Origin of the sequence: Agrilactobacillus fermenti (assembly GCF_021030645.1) — a bacterium.
Taxonomy (GTDB): Bacteria; Bacillota; Bacilli; order Lactobacillales; family Lactobacillaceae; genus Agrilactobacillus; species Agrilactobacillus fermenti.
This window is the reverse complement of the sequence record NZ_JACGCJ010000007.1, coordinates 14,443-34,173: the sequence shown is the minus strand read 5'-3', so window position 1 is coordinate 34,173 and position 19,731 is coordinate 14,443. Positions and strand designations below refer to the sequence as shown.

Below are 19,731 nucleotides of genomic sequence, written 5' to 3'. Positions count from 1 at the left end.
AGACAAATCATCGATTTGTTCTCGAGCGCGTGTGCTTTTTAGATATTATTTAGATATATTGAGTGATCTGTTGTAATCTTTGAACGACTGCATCCGCATGATGGTCATCATGAAATTGATCGACATCAAAATAGATCGTATGAATATTTGCATTTTTACCGGCAACCACATCTATGGCACGGTCTCCAATCATTGCGGTACGTGTTGGCTCTAAATTGTAAGTTTGAATCAAATAATTTAAAGCACTTGGATCTGGCTTTCGTGGAAAGTCACCATCAGACGTCACACAGCCAACAAACTTATTTTTCAAGTCATAGTTTTCAAGAAAATCAAACACATGGTTATCGCGATGAGTGTATAAAAAATTCTGTTTATTTGCGTTAACCACGCTTTTAATGACAGCAACTGTATCTTCAAAAGGTTTCGGTGCACTTTGACGCTCAAATTCAATTTTGTGGTAATGCTTGTTCAAAGCGTTGTTGTCAACGCCATATACTTGGTGAAAATGATCAATTGCAAAACCAATCGATTCTTTTTTAATTAATTTATAAAGTTCATTTTTGTCAAAGTGAAGCCCAAAATCACTCAAAGCTTGTTGAAAAGATTGTAAAATTGGACCATAAGTATCAAATAAGGTGCCATCAAAGTCCCAAATAAAATTGTCTAATTGCATGAAAAACGCCCTAACATTATTATTTATTATCTGTATCAAAAATTATCGTCACAGGACCGTCGTTAACTAACGAAACGGCCATATCAGCACCAAATTTACCAGTTGCTACTTTCAGCCCTGCCCGTTGTAAGGCTAAGTTGAAAGCATCATAAATTGGTTCAGAAATCTCTGGTCTCGCCGCATTAGTGTAGCTCGGCCGGTTACCTTTTTTCGTATCGGCGTAAAGCGTAAATTGAGAAATCGAAAGTATTTGGCCATCAACTGCAGAAATTGGTAAATTCATTTTACCAGCTTTATCCGTAAAGACACGTAAGTTGACAATTTTATGCACTAAATAGTCAATCTCTTTTTGTGTGTCTGTGGCTTCAATCCCAACTAATAATAAAAAACCCTGATCAATAGCGCCAACGATTTTGTCCGCAATACGGACATGGGCTGATTTTACCCGTTGTAAAATTACTTTCATTCGTTATCACCCTTGTGCCCGTTTAACTTCATAAATATCGGGAATATTTTTTAAGCTGTCGATCAATCGTTCAAGATGAGCTGAATTATTTACACCAACGGTTACGTGGATATTCGCCATTTTATTGTGATCTACACGGCCGTTTACATTGTTCAAATTCTTGGTTTGTGAGTTTAAAGACTGCAGGACGTCATTGAGTAAGCCATTTCGATTATAACCGTAAATCTCTAGATCAGTGTTATAAGCCTGGTTGGAGTTGAAACCATCTCGCCAAGAAACGTCAATCAATCTACCAGGAATCGACTTGGCATTTTGAATATTTGGACAATCGCTACGATGAATTGTGACACCTCGGCCTTTAGTTACATAGCCGACAATATCATCACCGGGTACTGGGTTACAGCATTTTGCTAAATGAACCAATAGATTGTCTACGCCTTGAATAATAATATTGTCATTGCTGCTTGTGGACGAACGCTTTTCGGTTGTCTCTGGTTTATGCGTATTTTTCCCATGAGTTGGATTACTTTCAAAGACTTCTTTTTCTCGCGCCTTTTGAGCCTCTACTTCTTTTTCTTTGCGATCCGATTCAGTCAGCCGATTAGTGACGATCAGTGGTGAAATTTCACCATAACCAATAGCCGAAAGTAGCTCATTTTCTGTACCAAAGTTAAAGCGAGCTAAAACTTTGGTCATCGCTTCTTTGGTTAGGTATTTTTTTGGTAAAAAGCCTTTATCTGTTAATGCTTTTTCTAGTGCTTCACGCCCTTTTTCAATATTAACTTCTTTATCAGCTAATTTGAAATAGCGCTTGATTTTATTTCTTGCCCGGCTAGTGTGCACTAAAGAAACCCAATCTCGACTTGGCGCTGCATTAGCTGCTGTCAGCATTTCAACAATGTCGCCATTCTTAAGTTGGTAATTTAAAGGGACGATCTTGCCATTAACTTTAGCGCCGATGGTGTGATTACCAACTTCAGTATGAACCACATAGGCAAAGTCCAAAGGAATCGAGCCTTTCGGTAATTCATAAACATCCCCGCGAGGTGTAAAAACGTAGACACGATCAGAAAAAATATCACCTTTGACACTTTCCATAAAATCAGCAGCATCGTTAGATTCATCCTGAATTTCTAAAATTTCACGAAAAATATCTAATTTGTGACCGTTCTTATCCAAGTTAACTGGATCTTTGATACCCTCTTTATAGGCCCAATGTGCGGCAACCCCAAATTCAGCAATGTGATGCATATCTTCGGTCCGAATCTGAACTTCTAACGGCTTCCCTTGTGGCCCAATGACGGTTGTGTGCAGAGATTGGTAGCCATTGGCTTTGGGCATGGCAATATAGTCTTTAAAGCGACCAGGCATTGGTTTCCATTTTGTATGAATCGAACCTAAAACGGCATAACAATCTCTAATTGAATTTACAATTACGCGGATCGCTAACAAATCATATAATTCATCAAATTGCTTGTGCTGATCGCGCATTTTTTTATAGATAGAATAAATATGCTTTGGACGACCATAAATTTCATATTGAATATCTAAATCGGCAATGGCATGTTTAATATCTTCAATTGCCAAAGCAATATATTTTTCACGTTCCGTTCGCTTTGAAGCCATCAAGTGAACGATGCGATAATATTGCTGTGGATTGAGATACCGTAAGGAGATATCTTCAAGTTCCCACTTGATGCGACTGATACCTAAACGATCCGCTAATGGGGCATAAATTTCTAGAGTTTCATTGGCAATCCGACGTTGTTTGTCGGGGCGTAAATGCTGTAATGTTCGCATATTGTGCAAACGATCCGCCAGTTTTACCATGATCACTCTTAGATCCTTAGCCATCGCTAATAACATCTTACGGTGATTTTCAGCCAATTGCTCCTGATGAGACTTGTACTTTATTTTGCCAAGTTTCGTGACGCCATCAACGATGACTGCGACATCGTGGCCAAAAAGTTCTTCCACATCACCTAGTGTAATATTCGTATCTTCAACGACATCATGTAAATATCCAGAAGCTACTGTTTCAGGATCCATTTTGAGTTCTGCTAAAATGCCTGCCACTTGAACAGGGTGAATGATATACGGCTCACCTGACTGACGCTTTTGTTCTTTATGAACATAGGCCGCAAAATCATAGGCTTTTTTAACGAATTGTAAATGTGCCTCATTCATATATTCACTGCAGATTGTCATAACTTCATCTTGACTTAATTCTTTTTCTTCAGCCATATGATCACTCCCCATATGTTCGTTAATTTTAGTTGTCATAAGATATTATAAAAAAGACTGGAACAGAGAACCAGCGGTCCACTTTGCCAGCCTTATCATATACTAGTGCCTATTTTATTGGAAATAAATTATAAAGGCAATTTTGAATGCTTAAAGTTGTTTAATTGGTTGTATGCTTATTTTTTTGATATAGCCCTAACGTCAGGTAAGTGATACCTAAATAAAAAGCGCTAAGCCAATAGACATAATCATTATATTTGAAAAAAGCGAAGATCAAAAAAATAATTGGGAAAATTAGCATTGACCACCATCGTTGATTTGTGCGCTGGATATCATAGCCCACCCAAATACAAAATAAAGTATCGATTACTAAAAATAACCACAGAATCCGTACTGCCTTGGGCACATGTAGTAGTGTACAAAGAATTGGGACCACCACTGCTAATATCAAACTAATAAGCCCATAAAAAACTGGACGTTTACGAACTAAAATCTTTATTTTTTGCATATTTCGTTCCATTCATTTCTAACTTTTTCAATAACTAAAATAATAGCACAAAGTTTTCTGAAACCCTATCATTTTTGGACGATTATCCTTTTAATTCGAAATAAAAAGATAAAGCACTCAAAAAATAAAGCGGAGCAGTTTCGGTACGCAAAATTCTCGGTCCTAACCCAATAGGTGTAAATCCTTGAGAAACTAGATAGGCGACTTCATTAGATGAGATACCGCCTTCTGGGCCAAAGACGCAGTAAGTTGGTGTTTTTGGCTGATGCGCTTGCAACGCTAGCACTAATGCCTTCGTTTCGCTGGACTTAGCACTTTCTTCATAAGCAATTAACTTGGTAGCTTGAACTTCAAACTTGAGATCTTTTAAGTTTTGCAGGAATTTAATCTCAGGAATGGTGTTGCGGTGGCTTTGTTCCGCCGCGGACAAAGCAATTGTCTGTAGACGTTGTAACTTTTTTATGGCTTTTTTCTCATCCCAACGACTCACAGCCCGCTCACTAGCAAAAAAGTATATTTTATCGGCACCGAGCTCAGTCCCCTTTTGGACGATCCATTCACTTTTCTCTCGTTTTGGTAAGCCACAAAGTAAAATGGGTTTTGCAGGTAACTCTGTCTGCCGATTTAATCCATTGATTGGTCTTACCTGGATTTCAGTACCGGAGATATCTATTTTTTGAATCACTGCTAGAAATGGTTGCTGCGTGGCGTCAACTAATTCAATTTGATCATCAGGCTGCATACGCATCACTTTAGCAATGTGATGTATAATCCGTTTATCAGTGACCGTATAAAGCCGGTCAACACTTAAAGAACCTTCAACAAAATATTGTTGCACTATAATTCATCCTCGCGGCCAACAATCAAAGCGACCCATTCTTTTTCCTGTAACTTAGTTTCGATTGCCAAATGATAGGCAGCCAAACGTTGCTCGATTGCTGGTAATTTGTCCTTAATAATACCCGAAAAAATAATTCGTCCCTTTGAACGTAGAAAAGTATCAATATCCGGAATCATTAAATCGATAATCTCAGCAAGAATATTAGCTAGAATCAGATCTGCCCGCCCTGTGACACTTTGAAATAAATTACTTGGCATTACCGAAATATTATTAACATCCGAATTCAACGCAACGTTTGCTTTCGCAGCAGCCACTGCGACCTGGTCCAAATCGTATGCCTTGACTAGACCAGCCCCCATTTTGCTAGCCGCAATACTTAAAATGCCCGAGCCGGTCCCAATGTCGAAAACAGTTTGACCGGAGCGCAGCACTTTTTCTAAAGCCAACAAAGCCAAGGTTGTCGTTGGGTGTGTACCGGTGCCGAAGGACATGCCAGGATCTAGAATAACCGTGTATTCATCTGGTGTTGTTGGATGATAAGTTTCCCAATCCGGAACAACTGTCAGAAAACGTGTAATTTGGGTTGGATGATAATACTTTTTCCACGCTTCAGCCCAATCTTCGTCTTTAATACTTGTTGTTTTAATAGTTCCAGCCCCAATAGATAACCCAAATTTTGGTAAGGCTTGGATACGTTGGTTCAGTTGTTGCGTTATGGTTTTAATAGATTGGTCATCGGCAAAATACGCAGCAACTACCGCGCCTTGCTGCAAATGTGGGATTGAAGCAACATCTTCTACCTCGCCGTAAGGTCCGATTGCTTCAGGATCGATGTGTTTAAAATCAGCAGCGTCTTGAATTTCAACACCCTTTGCGCCTAGTTCTGTTAAGATTTCGGAAACAGCTTCAACACTTTCAGAGGTTGTTGATACAGAAAGCTTAATCCATTTCATTTACTCATTCCTTTCAATTATTAATAACGGGGATATGCTAAAAAAATTTGTTTGTCAGAAGTTGGTCGATTTTCAAGTGTGGTTTGAAATTCATCTGCATGCCACTGTAATAAGAAAGTTTCCGCTTTACTGTTGGGATCTAGAAAATCCATCAAATCGCTAAGTCCGTCATCTAAAACATCTTGGAAGGTAATCAAAAAAGCATCAACTGTTGCCTTAGAAATCCCTTTTTTTCCATCAAAAGGTAATGTGACTAAATAATCGTCAGTAAAATCAGCGCCATTTAATTTTGTTTGATCATAAAATAACACCGCATCCTGATACTGTACGGCTTCGCCAGGCTGCGTTGGGGTCTGATCGTTATCCGTTAAAGTCAAAACTTCGCCAGATGTATTTTGGGCTTCCATTGTGAGTAAAACTTCGAAGACGTGTACTTGTTGATCCCAGTTCAATTCGATTGTGCCATCAAAATCTAGTCGCTGGATACCATCATATAAGTAATCATCCATGGTTTGTTTTTTCATTTTGCCAACCCCTATTCTGCCAATCAATTGCTGATTTAGGCATTTTTGAAACATATGGATTACCCCAGACAACAAAGCGCAAATTAGCTTCTGTCCAGCGGCCTTTATTGGGCACACCGATCCGTGGTAAGGCGCGGATCGTTTGTGGCTGCCGTATTTGTTGCCTTGATAGGTTTAAGGGGACCGAACCTAATTGCTGGCCATTATAGGCCAAAGTATGTAAATTGATCGCCTGCGTTAATTTACCTGGACCATTGGTCAATTCTGGGCCAGTTTTGCCATGACGATTTTGAATCATTTGAGGCAAACCTGCCGTTGGTTCAAGTCCGCGAATCAATATGCCTCGTGGTTTGTTTTTTGCTTCAGTAATGAAATTTAACAAAAATAAGCCGCGCATTGTGTATACATAAATAGACCCGCGGGGACCATAAAGTGCTTCATTACGCTTAGTTCTACGACCCTTAAAAGCATGAGAAGTTGCATCTCGTTCGCCTAAGTAAGCCTCTGTCTCTACGATCAATCCTCTATATTGCGTGTGACCATCATTATAGGTAAGCTCTTGCCCAAGTAACGCTCGAGCGACTGCAACAGTATCGTTACTTAAAAATATTTGATTCATCTTGATCCCTTCATTTACAACTAGTAATCATATCAAAATTAGGCCTATTATTGTAGTGGGAATTTTTTAAAGATCAGATATAGTTACGCAACAAAAAGTGGTCCAGGAAATTCCTGAACCACAGTTACACCGTTATCAAAAAATCTTAAGTTATTAGCAAAGCATCAACTATTAGATGTGAATTTTGAATTGCTGGGGACACCCCAAAAAGTAATATCATATTCGCCAGAATGGTACGGCGTCATTTCAATGCCTAATGTTGTTAGAGGTTCACTCAAAATACGTGCATAAGTAGGTAAACCAAATTGTTGGCCAATCATTAGCTGTGTATAGATATGTTTGGCAATTTGTTCTAAAGTAATTTGTGATAAGTTTTCCTCAGATTCAAACCACAATGTCGCAAACATCATTTCATTCGTATTACCATCAATAGATAGTTTTTTGTAATGCAAGCCACTATTATCACGCTGATGATAAATATTTGCAAAAAAGTCATCGATTAATTGTTGCTCAAAATTCGCTTTATAGATCATAATATGCCATTTGAAGCGTAACATAATATTGCCACCTCAGTTTTTATGCTTGTAAAGCATATTATACTCTTTTAGGCAAGGTCTGTGGCAGAATTAAGACTTAGAAACACATCTTTAATTGCTGAATTTTATCTAAAGCGGCCTCCATTTTTTCTTTAGCTTTTGTACGTCGACTATTTTGTTTTCTTATTATTTGTGAGCATATTTCGTTATTAAAAGGATCAATTGCATCGCTACATGCGGAAAGTGAAGCTTGGTACTGTTCTAAAGCTCTAACAATCTTTTTATGAGTCATTTCGTAATCATCCGGAACTGGCACAATGTTCATTTGATCACATAGTTGGTCATATTTAAGTTTATTTTTTGAATAATATTCTTTAAGGTCATGAAGGTTTTCGCTAGCAAGACAATTCCCATTATCAACATTCAAAATCGTTTTATCATACTCATTGAACACATCATCCATTACGTTGAACTTAAATACCTGATTTCTTAAAAACTCAATATATAACTTTGCAAATTCAAAATTTTGATAACCTGTTGTTTTACTCATTACCATTCATCTCCTTATTGTCCATTTGTTTACAAACTAAGCATATCATAATTTTATTTATAGTCAAGATAACTTTAATATTATAATTAATCACGTTTGTTATTTAATGTTGTTGTAATAAAAAACGACGATTATTATTAGTTGACCTGTTCAAATCGATGTGCTAATATACGTGTCAGATAAGGAGGTGATGTCTTTTGACAAGCGGAATATTGTTAAAGGCATCAGCTCCCGATAAAGCTGAATAATCAACTTATCGGTGACTGATGCCGTAACAAAAGAGCTACCTAAATTTATTAGGTAGCTTTTTATTTGCCCTTATTTATTTTGTGATACGATTTCTTTAATTTTGAAAAAGCATTCTGTACACTTTTCAAATGACTACTATCATTGCGAACAGTATTCATCAAATTCGTAAAATCGTGATCTTTTATGGGATTATATACTTCATGCGATGATTTATTTTTTTTGGCAAAAATCAATCTACTCACATCCTTCGTAAACATTATTATACAATGATTTTGAATAAAACTAAAATTTGATATGATATAAGTGTGGAGGCAGATAATGAGTAAGAAAAAAGAACATTTACACAAAACGTTAGTTGAAAAAATTCTTGATAAAGCTAATATTTCTTATGAATCTTTGGTATTTGCAACGCATCAAGAAGGCGATGTGCAACAACTAAACGTGGATCATATGGGGATCGATGAACATACCATCTATAAAACACTAGTATTAACTGGTAATAAGACTGGTCCTGTCGTCGGGGTCGTGCCCTTAGACAAACATATTGACTATAAAAAAATGAGTAAAGTTTCGGGCAATAAAAAAGTTGGTATGGTACCCTTAAAAGACTTAGTTAAAACCACGGGATATGAGCATGGTGCAAATACACCAGTAGGCATTCATGAAACACATAATTATCCAATCTATTTTTCCACAATTGCGCAGTCACAACCACAAATTATCGTATCTGCAGGAAAAATTGGACGCTCCGTCAAAGTTGCGCCGGATGCGCTTGTTTCATTTTTAAATGCATCTTACGCTGATATCACAGATTAGTAAGGAAGTGTAAATATGTTTCAATCTAGATTTGGTCGTTTTGCAACTGTTGGTGTCATTTCAAGCCTGCCAGGAGAAGTTATTGATTCGTTTTGGCATATTATTGATCGAAATCTTCAAGGTGTGATTCCATTGGAGAATTTGTTGCATTTTGAATTAAAACCTAAAGATGGTAAGTTGACCATCACATTTTATGAGGATAATGTTGATTTAAAAATGACTTTCGATCAACCACTGCCGTGGAATGAAGATTATCCTAACAAGATTCTCGCCTACGATGATGGCACCAGCCAAACGATTTTGCTACCATCAGAAGCGAATTAATTAATCTTGATAGGCTGGCTGATTAATGCCGGCTTATTTTTTTATGAAAAAATTTAAAATCCTACTTTCCGGCCACTCTGTTTTTTGGTATACTATTTCTTGTTGTGGAGAGTTGGCAGAGTGGTAATGCACCGGACTCGAAATCCGGCGAACCGGTTAATATCCGGCGCGCAGGTTCAAATCCTGTACTCTCCTTTCCCATATTTTCCAGTCCCTCATGAGCGGTCAAAATACCGTTAAATGAGGGATTTTTATTTTTTAAAAGAACATGAAATATCATGTTATAGCATCTGAACGTAATCAAAATGGTAATCAAATTAGATTTTGTACAATTGATTACCATTTTTGAATTTTGCACAGGTAAATAAATAGTAAGAGAAAAACAAATGTAAAAAATAAGCCCCTATCCAATTTTGGACAAGAGGCTTTTTTAATATTTAATTTGACCAGTAAGCTGATTTCTCAAAGACACCTTGACTGATTAGTTTGGCATATTTACTACGTACTTGATTATAAGCAGTCAATTGGTTGTTAATGCCAGTAATATCATCTTGATTACTATAATCATATGGCACTGCATCTTTAGCTAGGTCAGTCTTTAGTTGATCAACGTTGAGCCCTAGTGAATTTGCAGTGGTTTCGTTGACCTGTAATGAGCCAATCGATTGATGGACTTTAGCAATTGATTGATGCATCATATTGATCAAGTCAGTACGGTTCTTGGTGTTGTAGGCATTATCTAAAGCCCCAAAAATCGAACGTCCGCCAAAGTCATTCTTATACTTAAAGGAATTAGCTGGTGATGATGTAAATAAAGCATTGGCATTCCAGATAGCTGACTTAACATTAGTATATAGATCCTTTAGGTCAGCCACACCTTGGTCTTCCGGTTGCTGCTGCCAAACGTAAGTGGTAGTCGTTGCCGAGCCGTTAGCGTGGTTTTGCATGATATCGCTAGCCGAATAAAGAGCACCTTTAGGATCATGATCAGTACCGCCCTTAGCTGGATCAACGACTTGCCATTTGTTTGAAATACTTTGGTAGTTTCCAGTAGGATCATTTACGTCTTTGATTGGCGTATTGTTGCCAGGTGCATCAGGAAGTCTCATTTCAATATTTGTTTTTGTTGCAGGGCCTAATTTTAGCTCCCATAGATTTGGACAATTCATAAACATCTGGTTACTATATCCGTTAGGTACGTTGGAAGTATCAATATTTGAAAGATCTAACGCAGAAAGATCGGTACAACCGTAGAACATCCGAACCATGTTAGAGACGTTTGAAGTATTAAAACTTGATAAATCCAGTTTACTGAGTGATTTGTCACCTTCAAATAAAGAGTTCATATTTGTAACTTTTTGCGTATTAAAACTGCTTATATTCAATGATTTCAGGTCATCACAAGATGCGAACATTCCATCCATATTTGTCACATTACTGGTATCGAAGTTTGATAAGTCTAGTTGCTTTAGAGACCAACAGCCAGTAAACATACTTGACATACCCGTATCAAATGAATCCATCCCCGTGTAATAATCAGATACGCTTGAAGTGTTGAAGTTTGAGAGATCTAATGTTTGAAGACTCGAGCAGCCATTGAACATACCTGACATATTTCTGACCTTAGAAGTGTTGAAACTCGAAACATTCAACTGTTTTAAAGACCCACAGTCATTAAACATGTTTAACATGTTAATCACATTATCTGTATTAAAATTGTTAATGTTTAAATTAGTTAATTTACCGCAACTTTCAAACATACCACTCATATTTTCAACTTTAGAAGTATCAAAATTTTTAAGATCTAAACTATTTAACTTCGCACAGTAATTAAACATGCCAGACATGTCAGTTACTTTAGAAGTATCAAAGTTAGATAAATCAATATTGGTAAAACCGTAACCACTACAGTAATAGAACATATTGCTCATATCTGTCACTTTGGAAGTATTAAAGTTAGAGACATTGGGTGTATCTAGAACTGTACATTCGGCAAACATAGAACTCATATTGGTAACGTTAGCAGTATTGAACTTTGAAACGTCTAGGTGTCTTACCCAATCACAACCGTCAAATATATGACTCATGTCTGTAACATGCGAGGTATCAAAGTTCGAAACGTCTAAACTACGAATACGGGCACAGTCCTTGAACATGGAATTCATATCAGTAACATGTGATGTATCAAGATTGCTGACATCCAGACTAAATTCACCATCACGTAATCCATTGAATAATCCATCAAATAAGTGACTTGAATCCTGATTGGCTATAACGCCTTTGTCGACTTTGACAGCATTGATTTTATTCTTATACTGATCCCAGTTGCCTTTGCCAGCACCTAATGTCCCAGCGTGTATTGTCAAAGTGCCAGCGGAATCAATATCCCAATTAGCTGTGCCAAAAGTACCACTTGCAATCGTATTAGTTGCGGCCATTGTTTGCTGCGGTGCTCCAGTCAGATTCATACCATTGAATCCCGTCAATAATGCCGTACAACTTAACGCGACGACTGCAGTGCCAACTAAAACTCGCTTATTACCCAAATCTTTTGTTGAAATATGTTTCATCCTTATCCCTCCAAATATGTATTTTTGTTAAAAGCTTCAATCGCTTTCAACGCACAAGTCAAGGATACCACTGTTTGTTAAATTTGTTACAAGCAAATTATGATGGCATTATAAAAAGCCCCTACCTGATTTAGGTAAGAGGCTTATTTTAGTTAGTTAATTAATCGAATTTAGTACGTCATATTACTTCCCAGACCCGTGAGTAGAATCACTGTCCATATAGTCTAGGTCTGAGATTTGGTAGAACAAATGATCATTGATCAGCTTAGTGTCTAATACTTTCCATTGTGACTGACCTTTGAAATAATACTCTGATAGGCGCCAGCCGTTGCCATTCTCATCAACTGAGCGAAGTCCAGCGTCTTTTGGTCCGCGAACGGTGATGATGCCCGCTTGATCAGTATAGCTTTGTGGCACATAAAAATCAGCACCGATCAAATACTGGGGTTCGCCGGCGATTAATTTAATGCCATTAGCTTTGAACTGCTTGCCCTTCTGCAACATATTAAAACTGCCGTCAATAATATTGCCATCAGCATGAAACCCCACGGCATCACCAGCAGTGATCGTAATAACATCATCAGGATTGACTGGTTGACCTACTTGACTTGCTGCGTTGCCGCTAGTAGCGCCAAATTGTTCTGTGGTAAATAAACCGGTAAAGTCATAGCTCATATCTAAGTTCAAACCATTGAAGTTAGATGTGTGTTGCCAAGCCGCTGCGTTATCAACCCCTGGCTGACTCACACCATAATTGGCAACCCACAATGGATAGTTCGTTGGTAATTTACTAGCCCAGAACCATGAAGCCATGGAGTATAGGGCAACTTTCGGCCAACCAAGTTCGATCAGTCGTTTCAAAAACGTGTCGGTATTGTGCCAAGTATCTGTATATTGAATCTCTGGGGCTTCCACATCTGCCACCATGACACAATTACCAGCAAAACCAAGTTCTTTGGCAAAATTATGAAAGTAGTTGGCTTCATTGATAGCCTGCTGATAATTCTGAAATTGCGCATAGTGATATAAATGTACTTGAAGTCCTGCTTTCAAACCTGTTTGCGTTTGTGTTAGGGCTTTTTCGTTTTGATAAGTCGTCCCCTCTGTTGCTTTAACCACAACACCCTTAGCACCTAAATCGGCAATATATGAGATATCAGCTCGATTGTGAGAAGAAACATCTGCAAATGATTCTGCCATCACTGTTTCCTCCTATCTAATTTAGTGGTTTAGGCACATCAGCGTATTCAGATTCCGTGGTTGATGTCTTGTCTTGTTCTGATTCAGCCACTGCTGATGGTTCTGGACTAGTAGTATTAGTTGGGTAATTTTGATGTAGCTGCTGTTTCTTAGCAGAAAAGGCGGTTTCGATGATAGCTGGGATATTCATCCCTTGAGTAGAAATACCTAGTTTAGCAGCATCTTCCATGGTCTGTTTGACGGCTTGCTGTTTTTTGTCCACGCCGGCAGCACCAGGATCTGCACTAGCTTCTGCTTGTACTACATTCACGTTAGCTAGATCAGCAACTGTCTGTAACTTCTGTGCCAGTGCTTCATAGGTCTGCTTTTTGTTTACATCTTTTTCCGATTGGGCCTTGGCGCGTAGCCAAGGAATCACAAAAACAGTCACCGCCAACGCGATGACTGGAATGACGATATTATTAAAAATCTCTGCCCAATGTAGTTCACTCATATTTAATTACTCCTTCGTACACATTTCCTTATAGAATTCCAACTGCTCGTGGAGCATATCGATTGCCTCATCACGGCGTTGAATATCCTCTTTTAAATCTGCGTTCTCTAACTCTAGCTCTTTGATTCGGGTCGTTTTATCATCTTTCAATTTATCACCAACCAGGCTTAATATTCCTGTGATCAATGCGACAATACCACCAGAGCTGAGTAACCCAATGATCCAGTCCTTCAAATTCCTCAAGACTTACCAGCCCTCTCCTCCGTTCCCGTTAAAGCTACTCCAAAGATCGCCATCACGACAAAACAGGCATAGATCCAAGTCATGTTATGCGCCCCATCGCAATCCCGTACGTAAAATACAAACCAGATGGCCCCAGAGACAAACGCATTAAGTAGCAGTGTTAATAGTCGATAAAGTCGGACTTTTGAAACAACGGATATCATCATCAACATCCCCGCAAACACGATGCTGATACCGATATTACGATCATCTAACCAGCCTACTAGACTCGCATGCGTGATGCGGTCATCCAGATAGTTTTGGTGGGTAATGATATAAGCGCCAAGGGCAATGGATAATGATGATATTAAAAAACGGACCCAACTATATCGAATTGAGTCCGTGACCAATTTAATTTTTTGCATTCGCGCCACCTGATCCTGATATCAAAGGATTGTCCTTCATGACGTCATCATAGAAACCTTGTAGAGCCGTGGTCCGCTGTTTGAGTGTGGCAATATCCGTTGTCAAAGTTGTGATCTTATCGTTCTGGGCCTTTTGATCTGTTGCTACCTGAGCTTTATAAGTTTCAAAGTCGGATTTCAAAACGAACATATCAGATAACTTACCAACAACCTGCGTTACTTTAAACTTTGGAAAGGGAATCTTTCCTTTAAATGCAGTTGTTGTAGCTAACGATATATTGAAGAACCCCGCTTTGTTAATACCATCAATAAACTTCTGATCTGTTAAGGTCGCAATTACTTGTCCATTAATCGTTGAGTAACTAAATCCTGGAGGTGCTGGCCTACTTAATCCATATAAAGCTTCTTGTTGAATAATATTATTAAGTCTTCCAAAGGTACTTGTATATCCAAAATACCATTCAGCGTTATTACCAGGTTCTATTTCACCATAGGTTCCATTTACAAACGAAATATCCTTAATCTTTGTTCCAGCAAGGTCAAACCACATAACGACATTTGTCCTAGTTAGGTATCCATTGCGAACATTTTGATAAAAGCTTGGATTTTCGCTGACCTCAGTCGAAGGGTCATATGGTACGCCAATATAACTTTTTGAAGTATTTTGATCACCATATTTTGGGCTTCTAAATTGGCGTTGATCGAGAAATACTGGTTGAACCAATACACCATCTTTTATCGTGGCAGCTAGCGTATCATAATTTACGTGTTCTTCAGGATAAGTAGATTCAATAACTGTAATTCGTTTATCTTGCCCACTGATCGTCGTATCCTGACTTTTCTGACTGGTCTCTAACTTACCCATACGGTCAAGGACATCTTTTAAGTTAAACGAACTGGCTAAGTCCTTCAAAGTATCAAACTGATCTTGAAGTTTCTTAAAGTCGGCCTCACGGTCAGTTTTGAATTTATCATTTTCAGCTTTGATGTCATCCAAAATTGAATCCACCTGGGCTTTTTTGGTATCAACATCAGCTAGCGCCGTCGTTAAGATTGCAACTTTAGCATCTAATTGTTTCTGCATATCCGCTGAAACGGTCCCAACTTGAGTTTCAAAGTCAGCTTTAGCCTTAGCTAATTCGGCTTCACAGTCAGTCTTAGCTTGAGCAAGGGCATCCGCTTGTTTCTGTGCCTCAGCCTTTAAATCCTCGTACCAACTATCAGCTGTAATCTTCATGCGTGCTCGAGCAGCCAAGTCCCACTTGTTAATGGCATCATCCAGAGCATCTTGTGCTTTCTTGAAATCATCTTTCAACTCTTGGATTTTTGCTTGTGCAGCTGTATCCGCATCAGAAACCATTTTTTCGAGTTTTTCGATATCAGCCTTAATATCGGCATTCAACTGGGTAATACGGTCGTTAATTGTCTTAATATCAGCCGTAGCTTTAGTAGTCGCATCATCTACTAATTTTGTGAGAGTTGTGAGTTTAGTTGTTAAATCATTTTTTAGAGTATTAAACTGTTCAGTTAGATCTAAAATTTTATCATTCAATTTCTGCTGAGCTTCATTTAATGCTTGTTGCCATTTTGGAATGTAATCGTTGCTTTCGGCATTAACATCAGCGGCAGATTGTACTACAAAATCCATATCTCCTGTTGATTCAATCAGTTGACCCTTATCTTTAACTGTAAAGTAGGCTCTGTGCGCTTTCCCAGCTGCAGCCGTATCCTGTTGGTTAATAGTGTACGAAATTTGACCATTGGCAGCATCATTTACATTTGCCGCTGCGTCAATTCGAATTTTTCCGTCAGCTTTTTCAATATTAAAATACACCGTTAAACCACTGAGGTTATACGGTGTATTATCATCTTTCAATAATTGGGCATATATAATTGACCCACTGTCACCCTGTCTAATAAAAGTTGGCTTATTTAAACCATTCTTTTTACGATTTAGATTTAGGATTTGCTTGTAGTTTGTGGCCATCCTTGTCATCACCTCCTGCAAGAGATTCATAAATATCTGGATGGTTAGCCTTTAATTTATTAATAATAATAGAGTAGTTGGTCAATTTGTTTAGAAATAGTTGATTCGTAATCTGAATATTCGCCATATCCGAACTTTGTTGTTCTATTTGTTGTGTAAGTGCCTTGACCAATTCATCTTTTGAAAATTCATCTTTATTCATTATTTACCTCCTTAGGGCCAAAGAAATCTTCAATCTTATCATTATTCATCTTCTGTAAAGGTAGTCGTGTTTGTTCATAGCCACGCCTTTTAGCTGTTAGCCGCCAATCTACTGCAACATTTGGCATATTTGTTTTAATACTAAAACTGTGTGCGTTTTTAGAAGTTACAGTAGCACTAACAAAATCGTGTGGTTGTAAAAAAACATAGTATTCAATGTCAGTGTTGGCACCATCATAAAATAGGTCATCAATAGTGACATCTGCTATTCCGTTAACGTCAGTTGTGGTACTTCCAAAATCCTCGAAGTAAACTTCGGCAGACTCCACTGCTGAAAAACCACGAACACCATCACGAGTTGGAATCAATGCATTTTTATTACCACCAACACCAAAGTCGCCTTCAACATAGAACCTTGATCCCTTAACGCCTGTTGATCCATCTGTTAAAGCATTGATTTCTGAATTATACGTTTTTAAGGCAATGCCGTTACTATAAAATTGAACCCAACTCTTTTGCTGATAATTATCATAGATACTATGGAAGTTAGCGTACATATCAACACCTAAATTAAAACCCGCATGTAGTGTTCCAATAGGATTTTTGGCAAGTAATATGTCCGATGAATATTCATCATAACTGCCGCCAACATTGAATCCCCAAACCATAAAATCTTTATCATCACTTACATTGAAGGCTAACCCCTTGCGAGCAGTGTCTTTGATCCATTGAGTGACACCAATATATCCAACAAGGTGTGAGTTTTGATCAGAGTAAAAATGCATACCCATCCAATCCATTGAAAAGCGCCGATTAATATTGCTTGTTGAATTACCAACACCAAAATCAAGTGTAGCAGCATTAAAATGAGCCGCATGCCCACCTGAATCTGTTGAAAAGTACTCTCCACCATTTATAATGCCGCCATTAATTCGAGCACCGATAATGTCAATACCTTCAATCTTCTTGCCGATAAAATAATCAGCATAAACACGGCCATCATTAGTAATTGCCGTTTTAACCAACATATTGCCATCATAATACCCCAAACCCTTGGAATTAAAAATTAACCGACCTCGGCCACCGTCAATATTAGTTCGAGCCATAATATTGTAAACTTGGTTTCGAGTCGGTAAAAAGTCTTTACCTAGAAAGACAATTTCACCTAATTGATCTTGACCGGCAATATAATCAGAAATATCTTTTTGTGCACTGGCTACGTCATCTTGAACTTGTTTAATAAGTCCATCTGCCCTTTTTTCCCACTCTTCACGGAGTTTATTCCAGTCTTGTTGATTATCGTTCCATTTTTCTTGACCTTCATTCCAAGTATCTTGAATTCCTTTGTTTTCATCAACCTTGTCATTGATTCCAGACATATTATCGTCCATGTTATCATCAAGATTCTGAACGCGAAATAACATTTCATAAGCCCGTTGATAGGCCGATTTGACAATATAATCGCCAAACTCAGCAACTGTATTTTCATTATTTAACAAATTGCGCTGAAGTTTAAAAATACGTGTCTTGTAAGCAAACTTATACTGCGGCATAACAATTACAATGGCATCACCAAGCTTAACGTTACCAATGTCTGTTATTGTACTGGTGAATTGAATTTTAGGTCGTGCCATTTCTTGCAGATCAAGATAAGCAGCTCGCATTAAATCTTGTGGATCTTTAATACCAGGATAGTCTTTAATAAGGGTTTTGGGTGTGCCATCTGGATAACCAAAAAGAGCAGTTCTATCTGGCAATTCCAAATATTTTTGTCCTTTCGGTTTATCAACTGGGTCATTATCAGATACGTGCCAATCAATATCGTTAATGGTTATTTTCCGGGTGTAACCACCCGTTGTTTTACCCGATTCGTCTTTCTTTTGGACGCCATCACCACGAGGTACTACTGCAGTATATAAATTTAAAAAGGATTGTTCCCGAAGAATAGTGAGTGCTTTTGACCCATATGCAAAACGCTTACCAGTGTCGCGTCCCATTGTGCCATACACATCTACATATCGACCTGTAATTTGATTGTTTTTAATTGTATAAACAAAATTCACATCAATATCAAAGAGATCTATGATCGTTTTCAAGGCATCTAATCGACTAACGTAATAAAAATTTTGAGTACCATTTGGAATATCATCAGGTACTTGGCGCACTGACCATCGCGTTCCCTCAAAGACTAGACCTAAAAAGTAGTCTAGTTCTTTTAATACTGGACGTTTATCTTCGATGAAACCATAACCAGCCAGTTCAACATAGGGCGCATAGGTTCCTTGAAAGCTAATCGTCTTGTCATTAGCACTTTTAGCATATTGTTTGTAATAAACTCTGAATCTAGAATCATCATCAGTGTCGTCTGTGATTGCAAAATATGTTGCTTTATCAAAGTCCTCAATATAATTATCTTTAATTAGCGCTGTACCTTGTAATGTATATGCATCACGAATAATTTGAGTTTCAACAAACTCCTTCATGTATGTCGCAGGCACCCGACGAAATACTTTTTCATGTTGATCCAACAATAATAAAGGCGTACTCATAACAAACGCCTCCGATAGCCAATGGAAATTGATGCTGCATTTTCAAGTGTAATCAAATCTCCATTTTCAATAGTGAAATATTCTAGATAACTCAGGTAGTCAATATTATTGGAATCTACTGAACTTCCCCCGGTATTTGGGAATAAAGAAATACTTCCAGAGCCACTGACACCAATCCACATGCCTGTTTTCGTATTTTTTATTACACCATGGCCACTGACACCGTTTAAAACAATTTTATCAGGAATTGTTGGATAAATGAGTTGAGGATCATCAATTTTTTGGTTATTCGTCAATTGAACTGTTTTTGGTTCAGTATATTTATAGGGGTCTGGACAATGGATGGTAAAACTGCTAATAACACTCAAAAGACCGCCATCTACTTCGTCAACGTTGCTTAGTGTACCCGTGAAAAAAAACTCACGCTCATCATTAAAGTTAAATAATAACTTTTGCGCAGATAAAACCTTCATCAAAGTATTGTATTGCTCTCGGAATTTAAATTCATCTTCCGCTTGGAGTAAATACTTCACTTTAATATCTCTAGATGGCAATGTTGCATTCCTAAATAACGTCCCACCTCGACCTTCAACACTTTCTTCAGCAATATTATATTTAATTAATTCTCTGCCTGTAACTTGAAGTGTTTGATATCCTAAGACAAGTTCCTCTAAAGCTTGTTGTTTGCCATCCTGCTGAATAAACATTGCTTCTGCAGGAACATCAAAAGACTCACCCTTGCTAGTTTTTCGAAAAGGAATATATTGTTTCACCATGCCAC

21 protein-coding genes and 1 tRNA gene are annotated in these 19,731 nt (G+C 37.9%); 3 read left to right on the top strand and 19 right to left on the bottom strand.

The features are described 5' to 3' along the window. Window positions 1-49: 49 nt before the first annotated feature. The 10 genes from FHQ08_RS03605 to FHQ08_RS03560 form a co-directional block, all read right to left on the bottom strand. On the bottom strand, window positions 50-673 hold the full coding sequence (locus tag FHQ08_RS03605; RefSeq protein WP_230913031.1) for an HAD-IA family hydrolase: 624 nt from the start codon (window positions 671-673) through the stop codon (window positions 50-52). Window positions 674-692: 19 nt separating this feature from the next. Continuing rightward, complete coding sequence (gene dtd, locus FHQ08_RS03600) at window positions 693-1,139, bottom strand: D-aminoacyl-tRNA deacylase (RefSeq protein ID WP_230913030.1); 447 nt, start codon at window positions 1,137-1,139, stop codon at window positions 693-695. Between the two features lie 6 nt (window positions 1,140-1,145). Further along, on the bottom strand, window positions 1,146-3,383 hold the full coding sequence (locus tag FHQ08_RS03595; RefSeq protein ID WP_230913029.1) for a RelA/SpoT family protein: 2,238 nt from the start codon (window positions 3,381-3,383) through the stop codon (window positions 1,146-1,148). 160 nt (window positions 3,384-3,543) lie between these two features. Beyond that, window positions 3,544-3,891, bottom strand: coding sequence for a hypothetical protein (locus FHQ08_RS03590; RefSeq protein ID WP_230913028.1), 348 nt, complete (start codon window positions 3,889-3,891; stop codon window positions 3,544-3,546). An 82-nt stretch (window positions 3,892-3,973) separates the two neighbouring features. Beyond that, a complete protein-coding gene (locus FHQ08_RS03585; protein ID WP_230913027.1) occupies window positions 3,974-4,729 on the bottom strand; it encodes an RsmE family RNA methyltransferase in 756 nt (251 codons plus the stop codon). Next, window positions 4,729-5,685, bottom strand: a complete 957-nt coding sequence (gene prmA, locus FHQ08_RS03580; RefSeq protein ID WP_230913026.1) for a 50S ribosomal protein L11 methyltransferase — start codon at window positions 5,683-5,685, stop codon at window positions 4,729-4,731. The genes FHQ08_RS03585 and prmA overlap by 1 nt, the downstream gene beginning before the upstream one ends. A gap of 20 nt (window positions 5,686-5,705) precedes the next feature. Continuing rightward, the gene (locus FHQ08_RS03575) at window positions 5,706-6,209 is read right to left on the bottom strand and encodes a DUF3013 family protein (RefSeq protein ID WP_230913025.1); all 504 of its coding nucleotides are present in this window, start codon (window positions 6,207-6,209) and stop codon (window positions 5,706-5,708) included. Next, window positions 6,187-6,828: a DNA-3-methyladenine glycosylase gene (locus FHQ08_RS03570; RefSeq protein WP_230913024.1), complete on the bottom strand. Its 642-nt coding sequence runs from the start codon at window positions 6,826-6,828 to the stop codon at window positions 6,187-6,189. The genes FHQ08_RS03575 and FHQ08_RS03570 overlap by 23 nt, the downstream gene beginning before the upstream one ends. Window positions 6,829-6,992: 164 nt before the next feature. Then, window positions 6,993-7,385, bottom strand: a complete 393-nt coding sequence (locus tag FHQ08_RS03565; RefSeq protein ID WP_230913023.1) for a hypothetical protein — start codon at window positions 7,383-7,385, stop codon at window positions 6,993-6,995. Between the two features lie 76 nt (window positions 7,386-7,461). Then, on the bottom strand, window positions 7,462-7,914 hold the full coding sequence (locus FHQ08_RS03560) for a hypothetical protein (protein ID WP_230913022.1): 453 nt from the start codon (window positions 7,912-7,914) through the stop codon (window positions 7,462-7,464). 567 nt (window positions 7,915-8,481) lie between these two features. Between FHQ08_RS03560 and FHQ08_RS03555 the strand changes: the two genes are divergently transcribed. The 3 genes from FHQ08_RS03555 to FHQ08_RS03545 all read left to right on the top strand — a co-directional run bounded on the left by FHQ08_RS03555 (window position 8,482) and on the right by FHQ08_RS03545 (window position 9,498). After that, window positions 8,482-8,979 carry an aminoacyl-tRNA deacylase gene (locus tag FHQ08_RS03555; protein ID WP_230913021.1) on the top strand — a complete coding sequence of 166 codons (498 nt, stop codon included), beginning with the start codon at window positions 8,482-8,484 and terminating at the stop codon, window positions 8,977-8,979. 15 nt (window positions 8,980-8,994) lie between these two features. Beyond that, window positions 8,995-9,303, top strand: coding sequence for a DUF960 domain-containing protein (locus FHQ08_RS03550; RefSeq protein ID WP_230913020.1), 309 nt, complete (start codon window positions 8,995-8,997; stop codon window positions 9,301-9,303). A 106-nt stretch (window positions 9,304-9,409) separates the two neighbouring features. Continuing rightward, window positions 9,410-9,498, top strand: a tRNA-Ser gene (locus FHQ08_RS03545). 242 nt (window positions 9,499-9,740) lie between these two features. Here the strand turns inward: FHQ08_RS03545 and FHQ08_RS03540 are convergent. The 9 genes from FHQ08_RS03540 to FHQ08_RS03500 form a co-directional block, all read right to left on the bottom strand. Then, window positions 9,741-11,873, bottom strand: coding sequence for a DUF285 domain-containing protein (locus tag FHQ08_RS03540; RefSeq protein ID WP_230913019.1), 2,133 nt, complete (start codon window positions 11,871-11,873; stop codon window positions 9,741-9,743). A gap of 183 nt (window positions 11,874-12,056) precedes the next feature. Further along, window positions 12,057-13,073, bottom strand: coding sequence for a GH25 family lysozyme (locus FHQ08_RS03535; RefSeq protein ID WP_230913018.1), 1,017 nt, complete (start codon window positions 13,071-13,073; stop codon window positions 12,057-12,059). A gap of 16 nt (window positions 13,074-13,089) precedes the next feature. Continuing rightward, window positions 13,090-13,566: a phage holin, LLH family gene (locus tag FHQ08_RS03530; protein ID WP_230913017.1), complete on the bottom strand. Its 477-nt coding sequence runs from the start codon at window positions 13,564-13,566 to the stop codon at window positions 13,090-13,092. Between the two features lie 6 nt (window positions 13,567-13,572). Beyond that, window positions 13,573-13,809, bottom strand: coding sequence for a hypothetical protein (locus FHQ08_RS03525; protein WP_230913016.1), 237 nt, complete (start codon window positions 13,807-13,809; stop codon window positions 13,573-13,575). After that, window positions 13,806-14,213 (bottom strand): hypothetical protein, encoded by a 408-nt coding sequence (locus tag FHQ08_RS03520; protein WP_230913015.1) that lies wholly within the window; start codon window positions 14,211-14,213, stop codon window positions 13,806-13,808. The genes FHQ08_RS03525 and FHQ08_RS03520 overlap by 4 nt, the downstream gene beginning before the upstream one ends. Next, window positions 14,200-16,200, bottom strand: a complete 2,001-nt coding sequence (locus FHQ08_RS03515; protein WP_230913014.1) for a BppU family phage baseplate upper protein — start codon at window positions 16,198-16,200, stop codon at window positions 14,200-14,202. The genes FHQ08_RS03520 and FHQ08_RS03515 overlap by 14 nt, the downstream gene beginning before the upstream one ends. Then, window positions 16,160-16,402: a hypothetical protein gene (locus tag FHQ08_RS03510; protein ID WP_230913013.1), complete on the bottom strand. Its 243-nt coding sequence runs from the start codon at window positions 16,400-16,402 to the stop codon at window positions 16,160-16,162. The genes FHQ08_RS03515 and FHQ08_RS03510 overlap by 41 nt, the downstream gene beginning before the upstream one ends. Further along, the gene (locus tag FHQ08_RS03505; protein WP_230913012.1) at window positions 16,395-18,950 is read right to left on the bottom strand and encodes a phage tail spike protein; all 2,556 of its coding nucleotides are present in this window, start codon (window positions 18,948-18,950) and stop codon (window positions 16,395-16,397) included. The genes FHQ08_RS03510 and FHQ08_RS03505 overlap by 8 nt, the downstream gene beginning before the upstream one ends. Next, complete coding sequence (locus FHQ08_RS03500; protein ID WP_230913011.1) at window positions 18,947-19,723, bottom strand: distal tail protein Dit; 777 nt, start codon at window positions 19,721-19,723, stop codon at window positions 18,947-18,949. The genes FHQ08_RS03505 and FHQ08_RS03500 overlap by 4 nt, the downstream gene beginning before the upstream one ends. Window positions 19,724-19,731 lie beyond the last annotated feature (8 nt).